15 protein-coding genes are annotated in these 16191 nt (G+C 62.9%); 6 read left to right on the top strand and 9 right to left on the bottom strand.

Annotated elements, in window-relative coordinates:
- Positions 1-10 precede the first annotated feature (10 nt).
- From FJ934_RS13455 to ugpC, 3 genes are read left to right on the top strand one after another with little or no spacing between them, the layout of a single operon-like run.
- On the top strand, positions 11-934 hold the full coding sequence (locus FJ934_RS13455) for a sugar ABC transporter permease (protein WP_140610106.1): 924 nt from the start codon (positions 11-13) through the stop codon (positions 932-934).
- Positions 934-1782 (top strand): carbohydrate ABC transporter permease, encoded by an 849-nt coding sequence (locus tag FJ934_RS13450; RefSeq protein WP_140610105.1) that lies wholly within the window; start codon positions 934-936, stop codon positions 1780-1782. The genes FJ934_RS13455 and FJ934_RS13450 overlap by 1 nt, the downstream gene beginning before the upstream one ends.
- A gap of 4 nt (positions 1783-1786) precedes the next feature.
- Positions 1787-2854, top strand: coding sequence for a sn-glycerol-3-phosphate ABC transporter ATP-binding protein UgpC (ugpC, locus tag FJ934_RS13445; RefSeq protein ID WP_140610104.1), 1068 nt, complete (start codon positions 1787-1789; stop codon positions 2852-2854).
- A 73-nt stretch (positions 2855-2927) separates the two neighbouring features.
- On the opposite strand, the gene rpmG is transcribed toward ugpC, so the two are convergent.
- The 8 genes from rpmG to FJ934_RS13405 form a co-directional block, all read right to left on the bottom strand.
- Positions 2928-3095, bottom strand: a complete 168-nt coding sequence (gene rpmG / locus FJ934_RS13440) for a 50S ribosomal protein L33 (protein WP_006201775.1) — start codon at positions 3093-3095, stop codon at positions 2928-2930.
- A 155-nt stretch (positions 3096-3250) separates the two neighbouring features.
- Positions 3251-3709, bottom strand: coding sequence for a hypothetical protein (locus FJ934_RS13435; protein WP_140610103.1), 459 nt, complete (start codon positions 3707-3709; stop codon positions 3251-3253).
- A gap of 113 nt (positions 3710-3822) precedes the next feature.
- On the bottom strand, positions 3823-5001 hold the full coding sequence (locus FJ934_RS13430; protein ID WP_140610102.1) for an MFS transporter: 1179 nt from the start codon (positions 4999-5001) through the stop codon (positions 3823-3825).
- 23 nt (positions 5002-5024) lie between these two features.
- On the bottom strand, positions 5025-5765 hold the full coding sequence (locus FJ934_RS13425; RefSeq protein WP_140610101.1) for an NUDIX domain-containing protein: 741 nt from the start codon (positions 5763-5765) through the stop codon (positions 5025-5027).
- A 73-nt stretch (positions 5766-5838) separates the two neighbouring features.
- Entirely contained in the window at positions 5839-6273 is a 435-nt protein-coding gene (locus tag FJ934_RS13420) for a DUF983 domain-containing protein (protein WP_181165609.1), read from the bottom strand.
- Positions 6273-8579 carry a ribonuclease R gene (rnr, locus tag FJ934_RS13415; RefSeq protein ID WP_140610099.1) on the bottom strand — a complete coding sequence of 769 codons (2307 nt, stop codon included), beginning with the start codon at positions 8577-8579 and terminating at the stop codon, positions 6273-6275. Before rnr ends, FJ934_RS13420 begins: the two co-directional genes overlap by 1 nt.
- A gap of 6 nt (positions 8580-8585) precedes the next feature.
- Complete coding sequence (gene topA, locus FJ934_RS13410) at positions 8586-11213, bottom strand: type I DNA topoisomerase (protein ID WP_140610098.1); 2628 nt, start codon at positions 11211-11213, stop codon at positions 8586-8588.
- Positions 11214-11580: 367 nt separating this feature from the next.
- Entirely contained in the window at positions 11581-11958 is a 378-nt protein-coding gene (locus FJ934_RS13405) for a hypothetical protein (protein WP_140610097.1), read from the bottom strand.
- A gap of 226 nt (positions 11959-12184) precedes the next feature.
- Here FJ934_RS13405 and FJ934_RS13400 point away from each other — a divergent pair, with 226 nt between their 5' ends.
- Together FJ934_RS13400 and glmU are read left to right on the top strand one after the other, a co-directional pair.
- Positions 12185-12931, top strand: coding sequence for a cytochrome c biogenesis CcdA family protein (locus tag FJ934_RS13400; RefSeq protein ID WP_140610096.1), 747 nt, complete (start codon positions 12185-12187; stop codon positions 12929-12931).
- Between the two features lie 133 nt (positions 12932-13064).
- Positions 13065-14432 carry a bifunctional UDP-N-acetylglucosamine diphosphorylase/glucosamine-1-phosphate N-acetyltransferase GlmU gene (glmU, locus tag FJ934_RS13395; protein ID WP_140610095.1) on the top strand — a complete coding sequence of 456 codons (1368 nt, stop codon included), beginning with the start codon at positions 13065-13067 and terminating at the stop codon, positions 14430-14432.
- Between the two features lie 9 nt (positions 14433-14441).
- On the opposite strand, the gene FJ934_RS13390 is transcribed toward glmU, so the two are convergent.
- Entirely contained in the window at positions 14442-14837 is a 396-nt protein-coding gene (locus tag FJ934_RS13390; RefSeq protein ID WP_140610094.1) for an MAPEG family protein, read from the bottom strand.
- 254 nt (positions 14838-15091) lie between these two features.
- On the opposite strand from FJ934_RS13390, the gene glmS reads away from it, so the two are divergent.
- On the top strand, positions 15092-16191 hold a 1100-nt coding region (glmS, locus tag FJ934_RS13385), incomplete at its 3' end, for a glutamine--fructose-6-phosphate transaminase (isomerizing) (protein ID WP_140610093.1).

Genomic DNA, 16191 nt, shown 5'->3' with positions numbered 1-16191 from the left:
GCGAGCGCCAATGACCTATGCCGTGTCCGAAATACGATCCGCTGGCCGGCCGCGAAAGAAGCGGCTCTCCTACGCGACGGTCGAGCCTTGGCTCTATCTCAGCCCGGCGATCATCCTGCTGGTCGTGGTGCTGCTTGTGCCGCTGGTCATCGGCATCAGCTATTCCTTCCGCAAGTTCTCGGCCTTCAAGTCGGAATATGTCGGGCTGGGGCAGTATCAGGCGATGCTGTCGGACCAGGTGCTTGGACAGGCTTTGGTCAACACGCTGTGGTGGACGGTCGCCAGCCTGTTCTTCCAGTTCTTCCTCGGCCTTGGCCTGGCGCTGCTGCTCGACAAGCCGTTCTGGGGTCGCAAGGTGGTGCAGGCGCTGGTGTTTCTCCCTTGGGCCGTGCCGTCCTTCCTTTCGGGCCTGACCTGGGCGTGGCTGTTCAACCCGATCATCGGTCCGCTGCCGCATTGGCTATTCGCGTTGGGTCTGAAGGCCGAGCCGACCAACGTTTTATCCGATCCCTCGACAGCCATGTGGGGACCGATCGTCGCCAATGTCTGGTTCGGCATTCCCTTCTTCGCCATCACGCTTCTGGCCGCGCTGAAGTCCATTCCATCCGAACTGCATGAGGCTGCGGCAATCGACGGCGCTTCGCCGTGGCAGCGCTTCACCAAGGTGACGCTGCCGTTCCTGGCGCCGACCATCGCAATCACAGTGATGCTGCGCACCATCTGGATCGCCACATTCGCCGACCTGATCTTTGTCATGACGGAGGGCGGACCGGCCGGATCGACCAATACGGTGCCGGTCTACATCTATGTCAGCGCCTTCAAGTCGCTGGACAAGGGTTATGCTTCGGCGGTCGCCGTTCTGCTGCTCGTGCTGCTCATCGCCTATGCGATCGCGCTGATCGCCATCCGCCGCTCATTGGTGAGGCACGTCTGATGATCGCTGGACGCTCGACCTCGCAACGGTTCTTCGGCGGCATCGGCCTCTACGCGGCAATCGCCGCCTACGTGATCTTCGCGCTGTTCCCGATCTACTGGACCTTGAAAATCTCGGTGACGCCGGAAAGGCTTCTCTATTCCGAAGGCATTACCTTCTGGCCGTCGCAAACGACGCTGCAGAATTTTGCAACCGTGCTCGAAGCCACCGATTTTCCACGCTATTTCCTCAACAGCGTCATCGTCTCGGTCTCGACGGCGGCGTTGGTGACAGTCATCGCAACGCTCGCCGGCTACGCCATGTCGCGCTTCACCTTTCGCGGCAAGGCGGCATTGGCTCTCATGTTGCTTTTAACCCAGACCTTTCCGCTGGTGATGGTCATTCCGCCGATCTACCGCGTCATGGGCCAGATCGGCCTGATCAACAGCCTGACCGGGCTGATCATCATCTACACGGCCTTCAACACCGCCTTCGCCACCTTCCTGATGCAGTCCTTCTTCGACGGCATCCCGAAGGATCTGGAGGAGGCCGCGATGATCGACGGCTGCACGCGGGCTCAAGCCATGCGCCGCGTGATCTTGCCGCTGACGCTGCCCGGCATGGGCGCCACGCTGGGCTTTGTCTTCACCGCCGCCTGGAGCGAGCTTCTGTTCGCGCTGATGCTGATTTCCAGCGACGACCAGAAGACCTTCGCCGTTGGCCTGCTTACGTTCATCGGCAAGTTCGCCGTCGACTGGGGGCAGATGATGGCGGCGTCCATTCTGGCGCTGATCCCGGTCTGCATCTTCTTCGCCTTCCTGCAACGCTATCTCGTCACCGGCCTGACCGCCGGCGCCGTCAAAGGATAGATCGATGGCTTCTGTTACGCTTGAAAAGGTCCGCAAGGATTATGGTGCTGTCCGTGTCCTGCACGCGGTCGATCTTGAAATCGCCGATGGCGAGTTCGTCGTCCTGGTCGGCCCGTCGGGCTGCGGAAAGTCCACGCTTTTGCGCATGATAGCCGGGCTTGAGGAAGCCTCCGGCGGCGAGATCCGCATCGGCGAGCGGCTGGTCAACGACGTGGCGCCCAAGGATCGCGACATCGCCATGGTGTTCCAGTCCTATGCGCTCTACCCGCATATGGATGTGTCGAAGAACATGGGCTTCAGCCTCATGCTGAGGAAGGCCGAGAAGCCGGCGATCGATGCCCGCGTCGATGGTGCGGCCAAGCGGCTCGGCCTGGACAGTTTCCTGCAACGCCTGCCCAGGCAGTTGTCGGGCGGCCAGCGCCAGCGTGTCGCCATGGGCCGGGCCATCGTGCGCGATCCCAAGGTTTTTCTGTTCGACGAGCCGCTGTCGAACCTCGATGCCAAGCTGCGCGTTCACATGCGCGCCGAGATCAAGGCGCTGCACCAGCAGCTGAAAACCACCTCGGTCTACGTCACGCACGACCAGATCGAGGCGATGACCATGGCCGACCGCATCGTCGTCATGCATGACGGGCTGATCCAGCAGGTCGGCGCGCCGCTCGATCTCTATGACCGTCCAGCCAACATGTTCGTTGCCGGCTTCATCGGCTCGCCCGGCATGAATTTCCTGCCGGCGACGATTCGCAAGGGCGATGGATTGGAAGCGGAGCTGGCCGATGGCCAGTCGCTGAAACTGCTGGACGGCCTGCCGCTCAAGGAGGGTGATACAATCACCGTCGGCCTGCGGCCCGAGCATATCCGGCTGGCCGCTGACGGTGCTCTGCAAGGCGAGGTGGGGGTGGTGGAGCCGCTCGGTCTGTCGACGCAGTTCTACGTCAAACTGGCCGGCCAGCAGCTTTGCGTCTTCGCCATGGGCCGTGCCGGGGTAAAGCCCGGCGATACTGTGCGGCTCGCGGCCGATCCGGCGTCGCTGCATCTGTTCGACCCGAAAAGCGGCGATCGCATCGGGTAGGGGACTCAGTCCGCCGACCAAACAAAAAAACGCCGCCCAATGGGCGGCGTTTTGCATTCCACAGAAACCCAGATTACTTGATCTTGGTTTCCTTGAATTCGACGTGCTTCTTGGCGACCGGGTCGTACTTGCGGAACGACAGCTTGTCGGTCTTGGTACGGCTGTTCTTGCTGGTCACGTAGAAGAAACCGGTGTCGGCGGTCGACAGAAGCTTGATCTTGATGTTTGCGGCTTTGGCCATGGTATCAGTCCGTTTGTTCGTGGAGTTTTGGCCGCTGGAGCACGGGGAAAACACCCGGACGCGGGAAACTTGGCGCGACACATAAAGAACGTACCCGGAAAGTCAAGCCCGGCCGACCCCGATGTGGCCCGTTCGATCTGCCCGGTATGCACAAATTACACGGTTACCGCCTCGGGCGTGGCAACCTTCTTCCAGTCCCCGGTCGTGTTCCACCAGCGATTCGGATTGGCGCGGTCGTCCAGCCCCTTGGAGCGGCTGGCAAGGATCGGCTGCAGGCGGATCACCGGCTCCTGATAGGAATGCGCCTGGAAAATCGCCTCGACGACGCGGCTGGCCAACGCCTGGTCATCAGGCAGTTCGAATGAAACCTCGACCGTGCCCGGGCGGCGGCGCAATTCGGCTTCGGCGCCGGCGGCCGCACCTTCCAATGGCCTGTAGCGCTCGACGCCGTACGCCGATTGATAGGCGTTGCGGTCATATTTGCCCATGGCCAGCGGGGCGATCGCGACCACCGCGTCCATGATACGGTCGACATCCGCGGCTGGGGCCTGGAAGGTCACAAGCAGCAGAAGCGTCATTCGCAGGGATGTGGTTTCAAAGCCGCTGTCGATCATGGGAGTGTCCTCAACTTCCGATGTTTGGGAACACTTCTTTTAACGCCTGGCTGCTGACATGGTTCTGTCAGCAGCCTGCCGCCGCAGGGCGGAGACAAAGGGCTTTTGTCGCGCTACAGGAGAATCTTGCGCACAAGCCTGAAGCAGACCAGGACGATGTAGGCGGCGAAGAACAGGCCGAGCGACCAGCCGAAGCCGGAAGGTCCGAAACTGTCCATGCCGATCCCGATCGCCTGCGGGCCAAGCACCATGCCGACGCCGTAGCACAGCACGAAAGCGGCATTGGCCGACGCCAGTTCGTGGCCGGAAAGCTGCGAACCGAGATGGGCGAGGCCGATCGTGTACATGGCCGCGACGACACCGCCCCAGACGAAAAGCAGCGCTGCCATGAAGTGCCAGTTCGCGGCGAAGAAAGGCATGAACACCGTGCCGGCCAACCCTACAATGGCACAGGCGAGCAGCAGATAGCGGCGATCGCTCACCCTGTCGCTGATCATGCCGATCGGTATCTGCAACAGAACGTTGCCGAGACCGATCATGGTCAGGAGAAGTGCCGCGTCGGCCTCGGAGTAGCCGATGCGGTTGCCGTAGACTGGAAACAGAGCGAAGCCGCCGGTCTCCACCGCGCCAAACACCAGCACGGCGAAGGTCGCGGTCGGAACCAGCCAGATGTAGCGCAGGAAGTTGCTGGTTTCGCCGTCGGCGACAATGGTGGGGCTTTCGTTGCGCGCTGCCAGCACCGGTATCGCGGCCAGCGTCACCAAGGCGATGATGACGCCGAATGGCTTGAAGCCGGAGCTGCCGAGATGGGCGAACAGCCACGGACCGGCTGCAAAACCGAGCGACAGGACAGTGGCGTAAATGCCAAGGACAAGGCCGCGCCGATAAGGAGGCGCCGACGTGCTGATCCAGAATTCCGACAGGATGAACAGCACGGTCAGTGCGATGTGCAGCACGACGCGCAGCGGGAACCACATCCAGAAATCGGGTGCGAAATGAAAGCCGATGAAGGCGAGCGCGCCGGCGGCAATCATGCCAATCATGGTCCAGGCGACACCGAAGCGCATGGCGAGCGGTGTGGCCAATGGCGCTCCGGCGATCGAGGCCAGGCCGGCGACAGCCGTGTTGAGGCCGATCATGGAGGCCGAATGGCCGCGTGTTTCCAGGATGACGCTGAGCAGGGGCATGCCCAGGCCGATGGCGATGCCGACGACGCTGATCGACGAGATCGCCGCGATCATCGGCAGCCAGTGTACGCGTTCGTCGCCCTTTGGTTGGGTATCGACCGTCATGGGATATCTGAGTACTCGATGTTTTACAGAATTTCGCGGGTGAAGCGATTGCGGATCAGCCGATAGAAAGGGACGGGGCTGCCCGGACGCAGCTGCGGATCATGGGCCAGACGCTTTTCCAACTCGTCCAGGATCGTTCGGGTGATGTCGGGTATGTCGGCTTCGCGAGCCTTGGCAAGCGGTAGCCAGACCAGTTCCTCGAGTTCGTTCGTCGGGCCGCCACCGGGCAGCTCGACGGCGACGTCGCCGCGCCAGGCGCTGAAGAAGCGTGTATCGAAGCGGCGCACCCGGTTGGGCGGAGTGATGGCCCGGGCGATGAAGCGCAGCATGTCCAGAGAGGGCTGCACGCCATGTTCGGCAAAACCCTGCCAATCGCGCCTGGCGGTGGCAAAGGCACCTTTGCGGCCGATCAGAAGCCCGGCTTCCTCGTAGGTCTCGCGGATCGCCGACAGGGCGATGGCGCGGGCTCGTGCGGCGCTGGTGCGACCTGGGCCGGCGGTAAGCTTTGTTTCCTGTTCCGGGTGTAATGCCGCGGCGACAGCGATGCGACTGTCGGCAGGGTCGGTGCGGCCCCCGGGGAAGACGAATTTTCCAGGCATGAAGGCGTGGCCGGCATGCCGGCGACCCATCAGCACCAGAACTTCATCGCCCTTGCGGTCGAGCAGGATCAGGGTCGCCGCATCGCGCGGGCGTATCGGCCGATCGCTATGAGCGATCATGCTCCGCTCGATCCTGTCGACTTCCGCCTTGGTCATACCATCCATGCGCAGGACCTAGCGGAAACTTCTTGCATGCGAAAGTGGCCTTGATGATCGGCATGTTGCGCCAGCCAGTACCTCAGGCTCCCGGATGCGGCTCGATCACATCCTTTTCGCCACCAAATCCATGCATATAGAACGCCCATTGCAGTCCGATGACGGCACCTTTGACAGGCTGCAGCAGTGCAACCGACAGCAAGATGGTCAAGGGCACCCAAATCGCGATGTGCTGCCAGGTAGACAAGGTCGAGGTCGCTTCGACGCCCATGAAGGCGCCGAGAACGATGTGGCCGACGATGACGATGACCAGATAGGCCGGCAGGTCATCGGCGCGATGGTGGTGGATCTCCTCGCCGCACACGCTGCAGGTCTCCACGGTCTTGGTGAAGCCGCGAAACAGCTTGCCTTCGCCGCAGTTCGGGCAGCGGCCCAGCAGACCGCGCTTCATCGCCGTCCACAAGGGGCGGGCAATCCGGCCGGTGTGATGTTCGCCGCCGAAAACCTGTTGTTCCATCATCGTCTCCTGCCGCGTGAACCCGGTCGCGATTGCGACGCACGGGCGCGGCCTTTAGCCTTGTGAAATGACCGTTTCGAGCCTGGCAGGGGCTTCGGGTCGGTCAACATTTCGAAACGCATCGCGCCAGCCATCGGAGCCACCTGGACGAGCCGAACCTCGACGCGATCCGCCAGTTGGTAGCCTTTGCCGGAGCGTTCTCCAAACAGGGAGCGGGCAGTTTCGTCGAATATATAGTAATCGCCGCTCAGAGTTGACACGGGGATGAAACCATCGGCGCCATACTGCGGCAATTGGACAAATAGTCCTGATTTGGTGACGCCGGAGATGCGGGCATCGAACCGGTCGTCAATGCGTTCGGCAAGATAAGCGGCGATCAGCCGGTCGACCGTGTCGCGCTCGGCAGCCATCGCGCGGCGTTCGGTCCCGGAGATCAGCACCGCAACATCTTCGAGACGGGCCGCTTCGTCCTGGGTCAACCCTCCCGGACCGAGGCCGAGTGCGGTGATAAGTCCGCGATGCACGATCAGATCGGCGTAGCGGCGGATCGGCGAGGTGAAATGCGCGTAGCGCCTCAAATTGAGGCCGAAATGGCCGATGTTCTTCGGCGAATATTCGGCCTGGCTCTGCGAGCGCAGCACCACCTCGTTGACCAGGCCCTCATTGTCGGCGCCGCGTACGCGTTCCAGAATGCCGTTGAATTGGCTCGGCCGCATCTGCGCGCCGCGCGCCAGCGACAGGCCAAGCGTCTGCAGGAACTCGCGCAATGATTCCTGCTTGGCGAGTGAGGGAGCGTCATGGATGCGATAGACCAGCGCCTGTTTCTTCGCCTCCAGCGTTTCGGCGGCGGCGACATTGGCCTGGATCATGAATTCTTCGATCAGCTTATGGGCATCGAGCCGTTCCGGCACGATGACGCGGTCGACCGTGCCATCGTCTTTCAGCAGGATCTTGCGTTCCGGCAGGTCGAGTTCGAGCGGCTGGCGGCCTTCGCGCCCGCGCTTGAGGATCGCGTAGGCATCCCACAGCGGCTTCAGCACCGTGTCGAGGATCGGGCCGGCCTTGTCGTCCGGCACACCGTCGATTGCCGCCTGCGCCTGCGGGTAGGCGAGCTTCGCCGCCGATTTCATCATGATGCGGTGGAACGAGTGCCTGATCTTGTGACCATCGGCGGAGAAGGTCATGCGCACCGCCAGCGCCGGCCGGTCCTGCCCCTCGCGCAGCGAGCAGAGGTCGTTGGAGATGCGCTCGGGCAGCATCGGCACGACGCGGTCCGGAAAATAAACCGAATTGCCGCGCTTCAGCGCCTCGCGGTCGAGCGCCGTGCCGTACCGGATATAGGCGGCGACGTCGGCGATGGCGACCGTAATGACCACGCCGCCAGGGTTCTTCTCATCACTATCAGGTGTGGCGAATACCGCGTCGTCATGGTCCTTGGCGTCGGCCGGATCGATGGTGACGAGCGGCAGGTCGCGCCAGTCCTCGCGGTTGGCCATCGTCGCCGGTTTGACGGTTTCGGCTTCAGCAATGACGTCGGCCGGGAAAATGTGCGGAATGTCGTGGGCGTGGATGGCGATCATCGAGACCGCCTTTTCACTGGTCAGCGAGCCCAGCACGTTGAGTACCTTGGCCCTCGGCAGCCCATAGCGAGAGGCTCGGGCGGGTTCGACCTCGACCAGGTCGCCGTTCCTGGCCCCGTTCTGGAATTCCTTGTCGACGACCAACTCCGGCTGGCGCCGTTCCACCGGCTCGATGCGAAAGGTGCCGTCCTGAAGCACCCGGAAGACACCGAGAACGGCATCGTTGCGCTTCTCGAAGATCTTCATCACCCGGCCGGTATAGGCGGGACCCGACGGATCATCGGTCGGGAACGTCTTGGCCAGCACGCGGTCACCGATGCCCGGCGCCGGCCCGCTGCCGCCGCGCGACACCCGAATCGAGACCACGGGCGGCTCGCCCGGGCCGACGGACTCGGCCGGGTGCGCCAGCAAGACGCCGTCGCCATCACGGCCAAATATGTCGAGCACGGCGACATGGGGCAGGGCGCCGACGCGGGCCAGCCGCTTGCGCTCCTTGCTGAGGATACCCTCATCCTGAAGGTCGCGCAGCAGGTCCTTCAGCCAGATGCGGTCGTCACCGCGCAGCGCGAACGCCTTGGCGATGTCGCGTTTTCCCGCCCGGTCTGGGTTTTCGGCGATGTAGCGCAGGATTTCGTCGCGCGAAGGCCGGTAATCGTCCTTGACCTTGGCCCTGGTGTCGGCGGTGCGCGGGTCGCCGTGGCTTCTTCCGGTGATCCTGCGCGCCACGCCGTCCTACCCTTTTTTCTTCGCGGCCGGCTTTTTGGCCGCTGTTTTCTTGGCCGCCGGGGCCTTGGCCGCTGCCGCCGCTGTCTTGCGAGCCGGTTTCCTGCCGCCGCCGCCCTTGGCTTCCTTTTCGGCAATCAGCGCCAGCGCATCTTCCAGGGTCACCAATTGCGGATCCTTGCCCTTGGGCAGTGTGGCATTGACCTTGCCAAAATTCACGTAAGGTCCGTACTTGCCGTCTCGCACGACGATCTTGCCGCCTCCGTCCGGATGGTCACCGAGCTCCTTCAGCGCTGCCGGAGTACCACCGTTGCGGCCGCCCTTGGCCTTCGACTGCTTCTCGGCAATCACGGTGACGGCCCGGTTGAGGCCGATCGAGAACACATCCTCGATGCTATCGAGATTGGCGTAAGTGCCATCATGCAGCACGAAGGGGCCGTAACGGCCGAGCCCGGCCGAGATCATCTTGCCGCTCTCGGGATGCTTTCCGACGTCGCGTGGCAGCGACAACAATGCCAGCGCCTTCTCGTGATCGATGGAGTCCGGCGTCCAGCCCTTGGGCAGGCTGGAACGCTTGGCGTCCTTGCCCTCGCCGCGCTGGATATAGGGGCCGAAGCGGCCAGAGCGCAGCGTGATTTCCTCCGCCGTGTAGGGGTCCTTGCCGAGCAGCCTGGTGCCGTCCTCGCCGCCGCCATTCTCGCCATTCGGGTTGGCGGCGTCGCCGAGCTGGCGGGTGAAGGAGCATTCGGGATAGTTGGAGCAGCCGACGAAGGCGCCGAATTTGCCGAGCTTCAGCGACAGATTGCCGGTGCCGCATTTCGGGCAGATGCGCGGGTTCGAACCGTCTTCCCGTGCGGGGAACACCAGCGGTGCCAGTTCCTCGTTCAGCGCATCCAGCACGTCGGTGACGCGCAGTTCCTTGATGTCGGCGACGGCACCGGAAAAATCCTTCCAGAAATCGCGCAGCACGTCCTTCCAGGCGAGCTTGCCGTCCGAAATCTCGTCGAGCTTTTCCTCCAGTGATGCGGTGAAGTCGTACTCGACGTAGCGCTCGAAGAAGCTTTCGAGGAACGCCGAGAGCAGGCGGCCCTTGGCCTGCGGCACCAGCCGGCGCTTGTCGATGGCGACATAGTCGCGGTCCTCGAGCGTCTTCAGAATCGCCGTATAGGTCGACGGCCGGCCGATGCCGAGTTCCTCCAGCTTCTTGATCAGCGAGGCCTCGGAGTAGCGCGGCGGTGGCTCTGTCGTGTGCTGGGTGGCGTTGATCGCCTGACGGGTGAGCTGCTCGCCGGCACGGATCTCCGGCAGACGGCGGTTTTCCTCGTCTTCGGCGTCGTCGTCCTTCTGGTCGGTATAAGCGGCGATGAAGCCGTCGAAGCGGACGACCGAACCCACGGCGCGAAGCTCGGCGGTGCGGGCGCCGTTTACGGCTTCGATCTCGACAGTCGTGCGCTCTATTTCGGCCGGCTGCATCTGGCTGGCGATGGCGCGCTTCCAGATCAGTTCATAGAGCCGCGCCTGGTCGGCATCGAGATATTGCCTGACCGATGCGGGGGTGCGCATGAAATCGGTCGGTCGGATCGCCTCGTGCGCTTCCTGGGCGTTTTTGGCCTTGGCCGTGTAAAAACGCGGCTTTTCCGGCAGGTACTTTGGGCCGAACTCCTTGGCGATCGCGTCACGCGCGGCTGAAATCGCCTCAGGCGCCATCTGCACGCCGTCGGTTCGCATATAGGTGATCAGGCCGGCGGTTTCGCCACCGATGTCCATGCCCTCATAAAGCCGCTGCGCCACCTGCATGGTGCGGGTGGCCGAGAAACCGAGGCCCGACGAGGCGGCCTGCTGCAGCGTCGAGGTTGTGAACGGCGGGCCGGGGTTGCGCTTGGTCGGCTTGGCTTCGACGGACAGCGCCTTGAAGGCAGCACCTTCGAGCATCGCCTTGATGTCGTCGGCCTGCGCCTTGTTGGAAATGTCGAGTTTTTGGAGTTTCTTGCGTTCGAAGGCGGTCAGCCGCGCTTCGAAAGTCTCGTTGCGCGGCGTGCCGAGGATGGCCGCGATCTGCCAGTATTCCTCGCGGATGAATCGCTCGATCTCGGATTCGCGGTCGCAGACCAGGCGCAATGCCACCGATTGGACGCGGCCGGCCGAACGGGCACCCGGCAATTTGCGCCACAGCACCGGCGACAGCGTGAAGCCGACGAGATAGTCCAGCGCCCGGCGGGCGAGATAGGCGTCGACCAGCGGCGCATCGATCTGGCGTGGATTGGCCATCGCCTCCAGCACCGACGATTTGGTGATGGCGTTGAAGACGACGCGGCTGACCGGCTTGTCCTTCAGCGCTCGCTTCTGCTTCAGCACTTCCAGCACATGCCAGGAAATGGCCTCACCTTCGCGATCCGGGTCGGTGGCGAGGATCAGTCCATCAGCATCCTTGACCGCCTTGGCGATGTCGGCGAGCCGCTTGCCAGATGCGGTATCGACCGCCCAGGACATGGCGAAATCTTCATCCGGACGCACCGAGCCGTCCTTGGCCGGCAAATCGCGGACATGGCCGAACGAGGCGAGGACTTTGTAGTTCCTGCCGAGATATTTGTTGATTGTCTTCGCCTTGGCCGGCGATTCGACGACGACGACGTCCATGAGGTCTCTTATCTGCTGTGATGCGCCAGAAGAATTCCGCTGCGCGCGACGAAATCTCGTTTCTGTTTGTCGCTCACATGGCCGCGCTTTTGCATCCGGTCAAGGGGAGGCGTCTAAATTGCCGGACTGTCCGCAGCGAATACACTCATAGAGTGTATGGAGAAAATAACAGAATTTCGGTCGGGGGAGGTGATGGCCGCAAGCCGGCGAAATGACCGGATGCTCTTCCGACGAGTCGAGAAAAATCGCCTGGCGTGCCGCCCCTCTACCACATGTGCCGGTGCACGAAAGGAAGCTGGCCGCCGCTGCATGGAGGGGGCGGCGACCAACCTCTGTCCCGCCGACACGCGGGAACGGGTGTTGAGGCTCAGTCGGCCTTGACGACGTGCCAGACGTCGGCGACACCGTCACCGCTCATGTCACCGGCCTTCTTGTCCTTGACGAAGGTGTAGACCGGCTTGCCGTCATAGGCCCACATCTTGGTGCCGTCGGTGCGGTCGATAACAGTCCATCCGTCGCTGGCCTTGGCTCCGGCTTCGGCCTTCAGCGGCGGCCAGTTGGCGGCGCATTTGTCGTAGCAGTTGCTCTTGCCTTTCCCGTCCTTGTCATAGGTGTAGAGCGTCATGCCCATCGCGTTGGTGTATATCTTGGTGCCACCGGCCTCCGCTTCCTTCCACGCCTCGGCGGCGAAGGATGCTACGGTGCTGAGCAGCAGCGCGGCCAGCCCTGCGGTCATCGTTTTCATGGAAATCTCCCTGGCTGATATCTGGAGACTCGCGGAAAATCGCGGCCTCGTTATGTCAACGCCCTGCGCGGCTGCTTTCTTCCCCCGCCCGCGATGACTTGCCACAGCATGGTGGTTGGCCACAGCATGGTGGTTGGCCACAGCATGGTGGCTGGCCACAGGATGGTGATTGGCGAACAAACCCGCGTGCCGCTATATCGTCGCCAGAACAGTCGGAGCTTTTGGAATGGCATTGGACATCGGCTATGTCAGCGCGGTCGGGGCGGGCGCCATCTCGTTCCTGTCGCCTTGCGTGCTGCCGTTGGTGCCGCCCTATCTCTGCTACATGGCCGGCGTTTCGGTCGAGGATTTCCGCGGCAATGCCGGTGTGACGGCAAGGGAAGGCGCGCGCGGCGCGCTGCTCTACTCCTCGATCGCCTTCGTGCTCGGTTTCTCGACCGTGTTCGTGGCGCTCGGCGCGGGCGCCTCGACCATCGGCCGGCTGCTGCGCGTCTGGCAGGAGCCGCTTGCGATGGGCGCCGGTGTGCTGATTATCCTGATGGGCCTGAATTTCCTGGGCATCCTGCGCATCCCGCTCCTGTCGCGCGAGGCGCGCTTCCAGTCGCAGGGCAAGCCGGCCAGTGCCGTCGCCGCCTATGTAATGGGTCTGGCCTTCGCCTTCGGCTGGACGCCGTGCATCGGTCCGGTATTGGGGCCGATCCTGACGCTGGCCGGCGGCCGCGAAACGGTGGGCGAAGGCGCGCTGCTGCTCGCCGCCTATTCGCTGGGGCTCGGCATACCGTTCCTGATCGCGGCGCTATTTTCTGGGGCTTTCATGCGCTTCCTCGGCAAATTCCGTGTCCATCTCGGCCGTGTCGAGAAAGCAATCGGCGCGCTGCTCGTCGTCGCCGGGGTGTTCTTCCTCACCGGCGGGGTGCAGGCGGTATCGTACTGGCTGCTGGAGAATTTCCCGGTGCTGGGGCGGCTTGGATAGCCCACCGCCGATGGACCCACTGATTAAAAGTCAGTTGCTCCACCATCTCACCTGAATTTAACCACATTGGTGCAGCATGGCGCCGCTGCTATCCTGTCTTGATTCCCAACGCATTTCATATGGTTGTCCGTCCATGAGCCAGAGATCCTGCCTGTCCGTCATTCTCGCCGCCGGCGAAGGCACGCGCATGAAGAGCGCGCTGCCGAAGGTGCTGCACCCGATCGCAGGACTGCCGATGGTGGCTCACGTGGTGAAGGCGGCCGAAGCCGCCGGCGCCAGCAGCGAGGCGATCGTCATCGGGCATCGCGCGGAAGAGATGCGCAAGGTGGTGGCGAAATTCTCACCGAAGGCGGAGACCTTCGTGCAGGAGGAGCGCCTGGGTACGGCACATGCCGTTCTTGCCGCACGTGAAGCGATATCGAGGGGTCATGACGACATTCTGGTCATGTTCGGCGACACGCCGCTTATCGATGCGGAAGCGCTGACGCTGGCGCGGCTGAAACTCGCCGAAGGCGCGGCCGTCGTGGTGATCGGCTTCCGTCCGCCCGTTCCAAACGGCTATGGCAGGCTGGTCGAAAAAGGCGGCAAGCTGATCGCTATCCGTGAGGAAAAAGACTGCTCCGAGGCGGAGAAGAAGATCACCTTCTGCAATGCCGGCATGATGGCGATTGCAGGCAAGCATGCGCTGAAACTGCTCGATGCGGTCGGCAATCAAAATGCCAAGGGCGAGTATTACCTCACCGACATCGTCGAGATCGCCGGCGCCCAAGGTCTCGATGTGGTCGCCACCGAAGCCAGCTTCGAGAATGCGCTCGGCATCAACAACCGTGCCGAACTGGCGCAGGCCGAAGGTATCTGGCAGCAGCGCCGGCGGGAGCAAGCCATGCTGTCGGGCGTGACATTGATCGCGCCTGAAACGGTATATTTCTCGTACGACACCGAGATCGGCGCCGACACGATCGTCGAACCCAATGTCTGGTTCGGCCCGGGGGTGAAAATCGCCGGTGGCGCCAAGATCCACGCCTTCAGCCACATCGAAGGTGCCACTATTGCTGCCAATTGCGATGTTGGGCCGTTCGCACGGCTGCGGCCGGGTGCCGATCTCAGGCAAAAGGCAAAGGTCGGCAATTTCTGCGAGGTCAAGCAGGCCATCATCGAGGAAGGCGCCAAGGTCAACCATTTGACCTATATCGGCGATGCGCGGGTGGGCGCGGCGGCCAATATCGGCGCCGGCACCATCACCTGCAACTATGATGGTTATTCGAAATTCTTCACAGACATCGGCGAGGGCACCTTCATCGGCTCGAACTCGTCGCTGGTGGCGCCCGTTACGATCGGCAAGGGCGGCTATATCGCCTCGGGCAGCGTCATCACCGAAAATGTGCCGGACGATGCGCTGGCCTTCGGACGGGCTCGCCAGAAGACGATCCCCGGCAAGGGCAAGGAATTGCGCGAGCGCTTTGCTTCGGCAGCGGCCGCGAAGAAGAAGGCTGCGGAATAGGCAATGCTTTTACGCAAGCCATAAATAGATAACTCGCCCAAGCGCGCCGAGAAGCAGCACGAAGGCCGTCAGTGACTGGATGAAGAATCCAGGATACCGTTTCAACGGCGCGGAAAGGTATCCGACGAAATAGGCGATGCGTCCGATCAGCCAGACGAGCCCGAGGCCGGCGGCCCAGGCAGGGCTCCAGTAGATGGCGAACAGCCACATGGCCGGGAGGAAGATCGGCAGCCATTCGATCGTGTTGCAGTGCGCCCGGATCGCCCGTTCGAGCCGCGGGTCGCCCGTCATGACCGGGGCGAGTATTCCGGTCGTGGAATGGGTGCGGGCGACCGTCAGGGCCATACCGAATATCATGAGGCCGCAAAGCAGGGTGACCGCTGCCACCGGGTAATAGCGTTCCATCGTGCATCCTCCTTGCGGACGAATTCTATACGGAGCATGGCCGGTCGCCAGCAATATCGCGCAAAACGATGCTGGCCGCAGGAACATCGCGAAAACCTGAACAATAGCGGTAACCAGCTTGCAAGAGCGGTCTGTCATGGTGCATGCGTGCAGAAGCGTTCCGTTACACGGGGCGAAATGCAATGTGATTTTCGCGGCAGGCCGGCCATCCCTAAATAGCGCTGGTTTTCCACGGGCAATCGGGGACTGTCTGCATGTGCGGTATCGTTGGGATCGTCGGCCACTCGCAGGTTGCGCCACTCATCGTCGATGCGCTGAAGCGTCTGGAGTATCGCGGCTATGACTCGGCCGGCATCGCCACCGTCGAGCGTGGCAAGCTTGCCCGCCGGCGCGCCGAGGGCAAGCTGGTCAACCTCGAGCGCCGGCTCAGGGACGAGCCGCTCGACGGCACCATCGGCATCGGCCACACGCGCTGGGCAACCCATGGCGTGCCCAACGAGACCAACGCGCATCCGCATTTCTCCGAAGGTGTGGCCATCGTCCACAACGGCATCATCGAGAATTTCGCCGAACTGCGCGACGAGCTGACGCGCGACGGCTATTGCTTCGCCTCGCAGACCGACACCGAGGTCGTCGCCCATCTGGTGGCGCGCGAACTGGCCAGGGGGCTGCAGCCGGTCGAGGCCGCGCACCAGGCGCTGAAGCGGCTGGAGGGCGCCTTTGCGCTGGCCATCATGTTCAGGGGCGACGACAACCTGATCGTCGGCGCCCGCAACGGGCCGCCGCTGGCCGTTGGCCATGGCGATGGCGAGATGTTTTTGGGCTCCGACGCCATCGCGCTCGCCCCGTTCACCAATTCGATCACCTATCTCGAGGACGGCGACTGGGCGGTGGTGCGCCGCGACGGCGTCGCCATCTTCGACATCGGCGGCCAAAAGGTCGACCGCAAGCGCCAGCAATCGCTGTCGACCAGCTTCATGGTCGACAAGGGCAACCGCCGCCATTTCATGGAGAAGGAAATCCATGAACAGCCCGAGGTGATCTCGCACACGTTGGCGCACTATGTCGATTTCGTCTCCGGCGTGTCGAAGCCGCTCGATCTGCCGTTCGATTTCGCCAAAATCGGCCGGCTGGCGATCTCGGCCTGCGGCACCGCCTATCTCGCCGGCCTGATCGGCAAATACTGGTTCGAGCGCTATGCGCGGCTGCCGGTCGACATCGATGTCGCCTCGGAATTCCGCTACCGCGAGATGCCGCTGTCGGGCAACGATGCCGCCTTCTTCATCTCGCAGTCGGGCGAGACCGCCGACACGCTGGCCTCGCTGCGCTACTGCCGCAAGGCCGGCATGAAGAT

The sequence above is a fragment of the Mesorhizobium sp. B2-4-12 genome (genome assembly GCF_006441575.1).
Classification (GTDB): domain Bacteria; phylum Pseudomonadota; class Alphaproteobacteria; order Rhizobiales; family Rhizobiaceae; genus Mesorhizobium.
The sequence above is the reverse complement of the archived record's forward strand: the minus strand, read 5'-3'. Positions and strand labels throughout refer to the sequence as shown.

Coding starts and splice junctions, on each gene's coding strand:
- FJ934_RS13455 (WP_140610106.1), top strand. CDS start 11: ATGACCTATGCCGTGTCCGAAATACGATCCGCTGGCCGGCCGCGAAAG.
- topA (WP_140610098.1), bottom strand. CDS start 11,213: ATGGACGTCGTCGTCGTCGAATCGCCGGCCAAGGCGAAGACAATCAAC.
- FJ934_RS13400 (WP_140610096.1), top strand. CDS start 12,185: ATGGCATTGGACATCGGCTATGTCAGCGCGGTCGGGGCGGGCGCCATC.
- FJ934_RS13425 (WP_140610101.1), bottom strand. CDS start 5,765: ATGGATGGTATGACCAAGGCGGAAGTCGACAGGATCGAGCGGAGCATG.
- rpmG (WP_006201775.1), bottom strand. CDS start 3,095: ATGGCCAAAGCCGCAAACATCAAGATCAAGCTTCTGTCGACCGCCGAC.
- FJ934_RS13450 (WP_140610105.1), top strand. CDS start 934: ATGATCGCTGGACGCTCGACCTCGCAACGGTTCTTCGGCGGCATCGGC.
- FJ934_RS13405 (WP_140610097.1), bottom strand. CDS start 11,958: ATGAAAACGATGACCGCAGGGCTGGCCGCGCTGCTGCTCAGCACCGTA.
- FJ934_RS13420 (WP_181165609.1), bottom strand. CDS start 6,273: ATGGAACAACAGGTTTTCGGCGGCGAACATCACACCGGCCGGATTGCC.
- ugpC (WP_140610104.1), top strand. CDS start 1,787: ATGGCTTCTGTTACGCTTGAAAAGGTCCGCAAGGATTATGGTGCTGTC.
- FJ934_RS13435 (WP_140610103.1), bottom strand. CDS start 3,709: ATGATCGACAGCGGCTTTGAAACCACATCCCTGCGAATGACGCTTCTG.
- FJ934_RS13430 (WP_140610102.1), bottom strand. CDS start 5,001: ATGACGGTCGATACCCAACCAAAGGGCGACGAACGCGTACACTGGCTG.
- FJ934_RS13390 (WP_140610094.1), bottom strand. CDS start 14,837: ATGGAACGCTATTACCCGGTGGCAGCGGTCACCCTGCTTTGCGGCCTC.
- glmU (WP_140610095.1), top strand. CDS start 13,065: ATGAGCCAGAGATCCTGCCTGTCCGTCATTCTCGCCGCCGGCGAAGGC.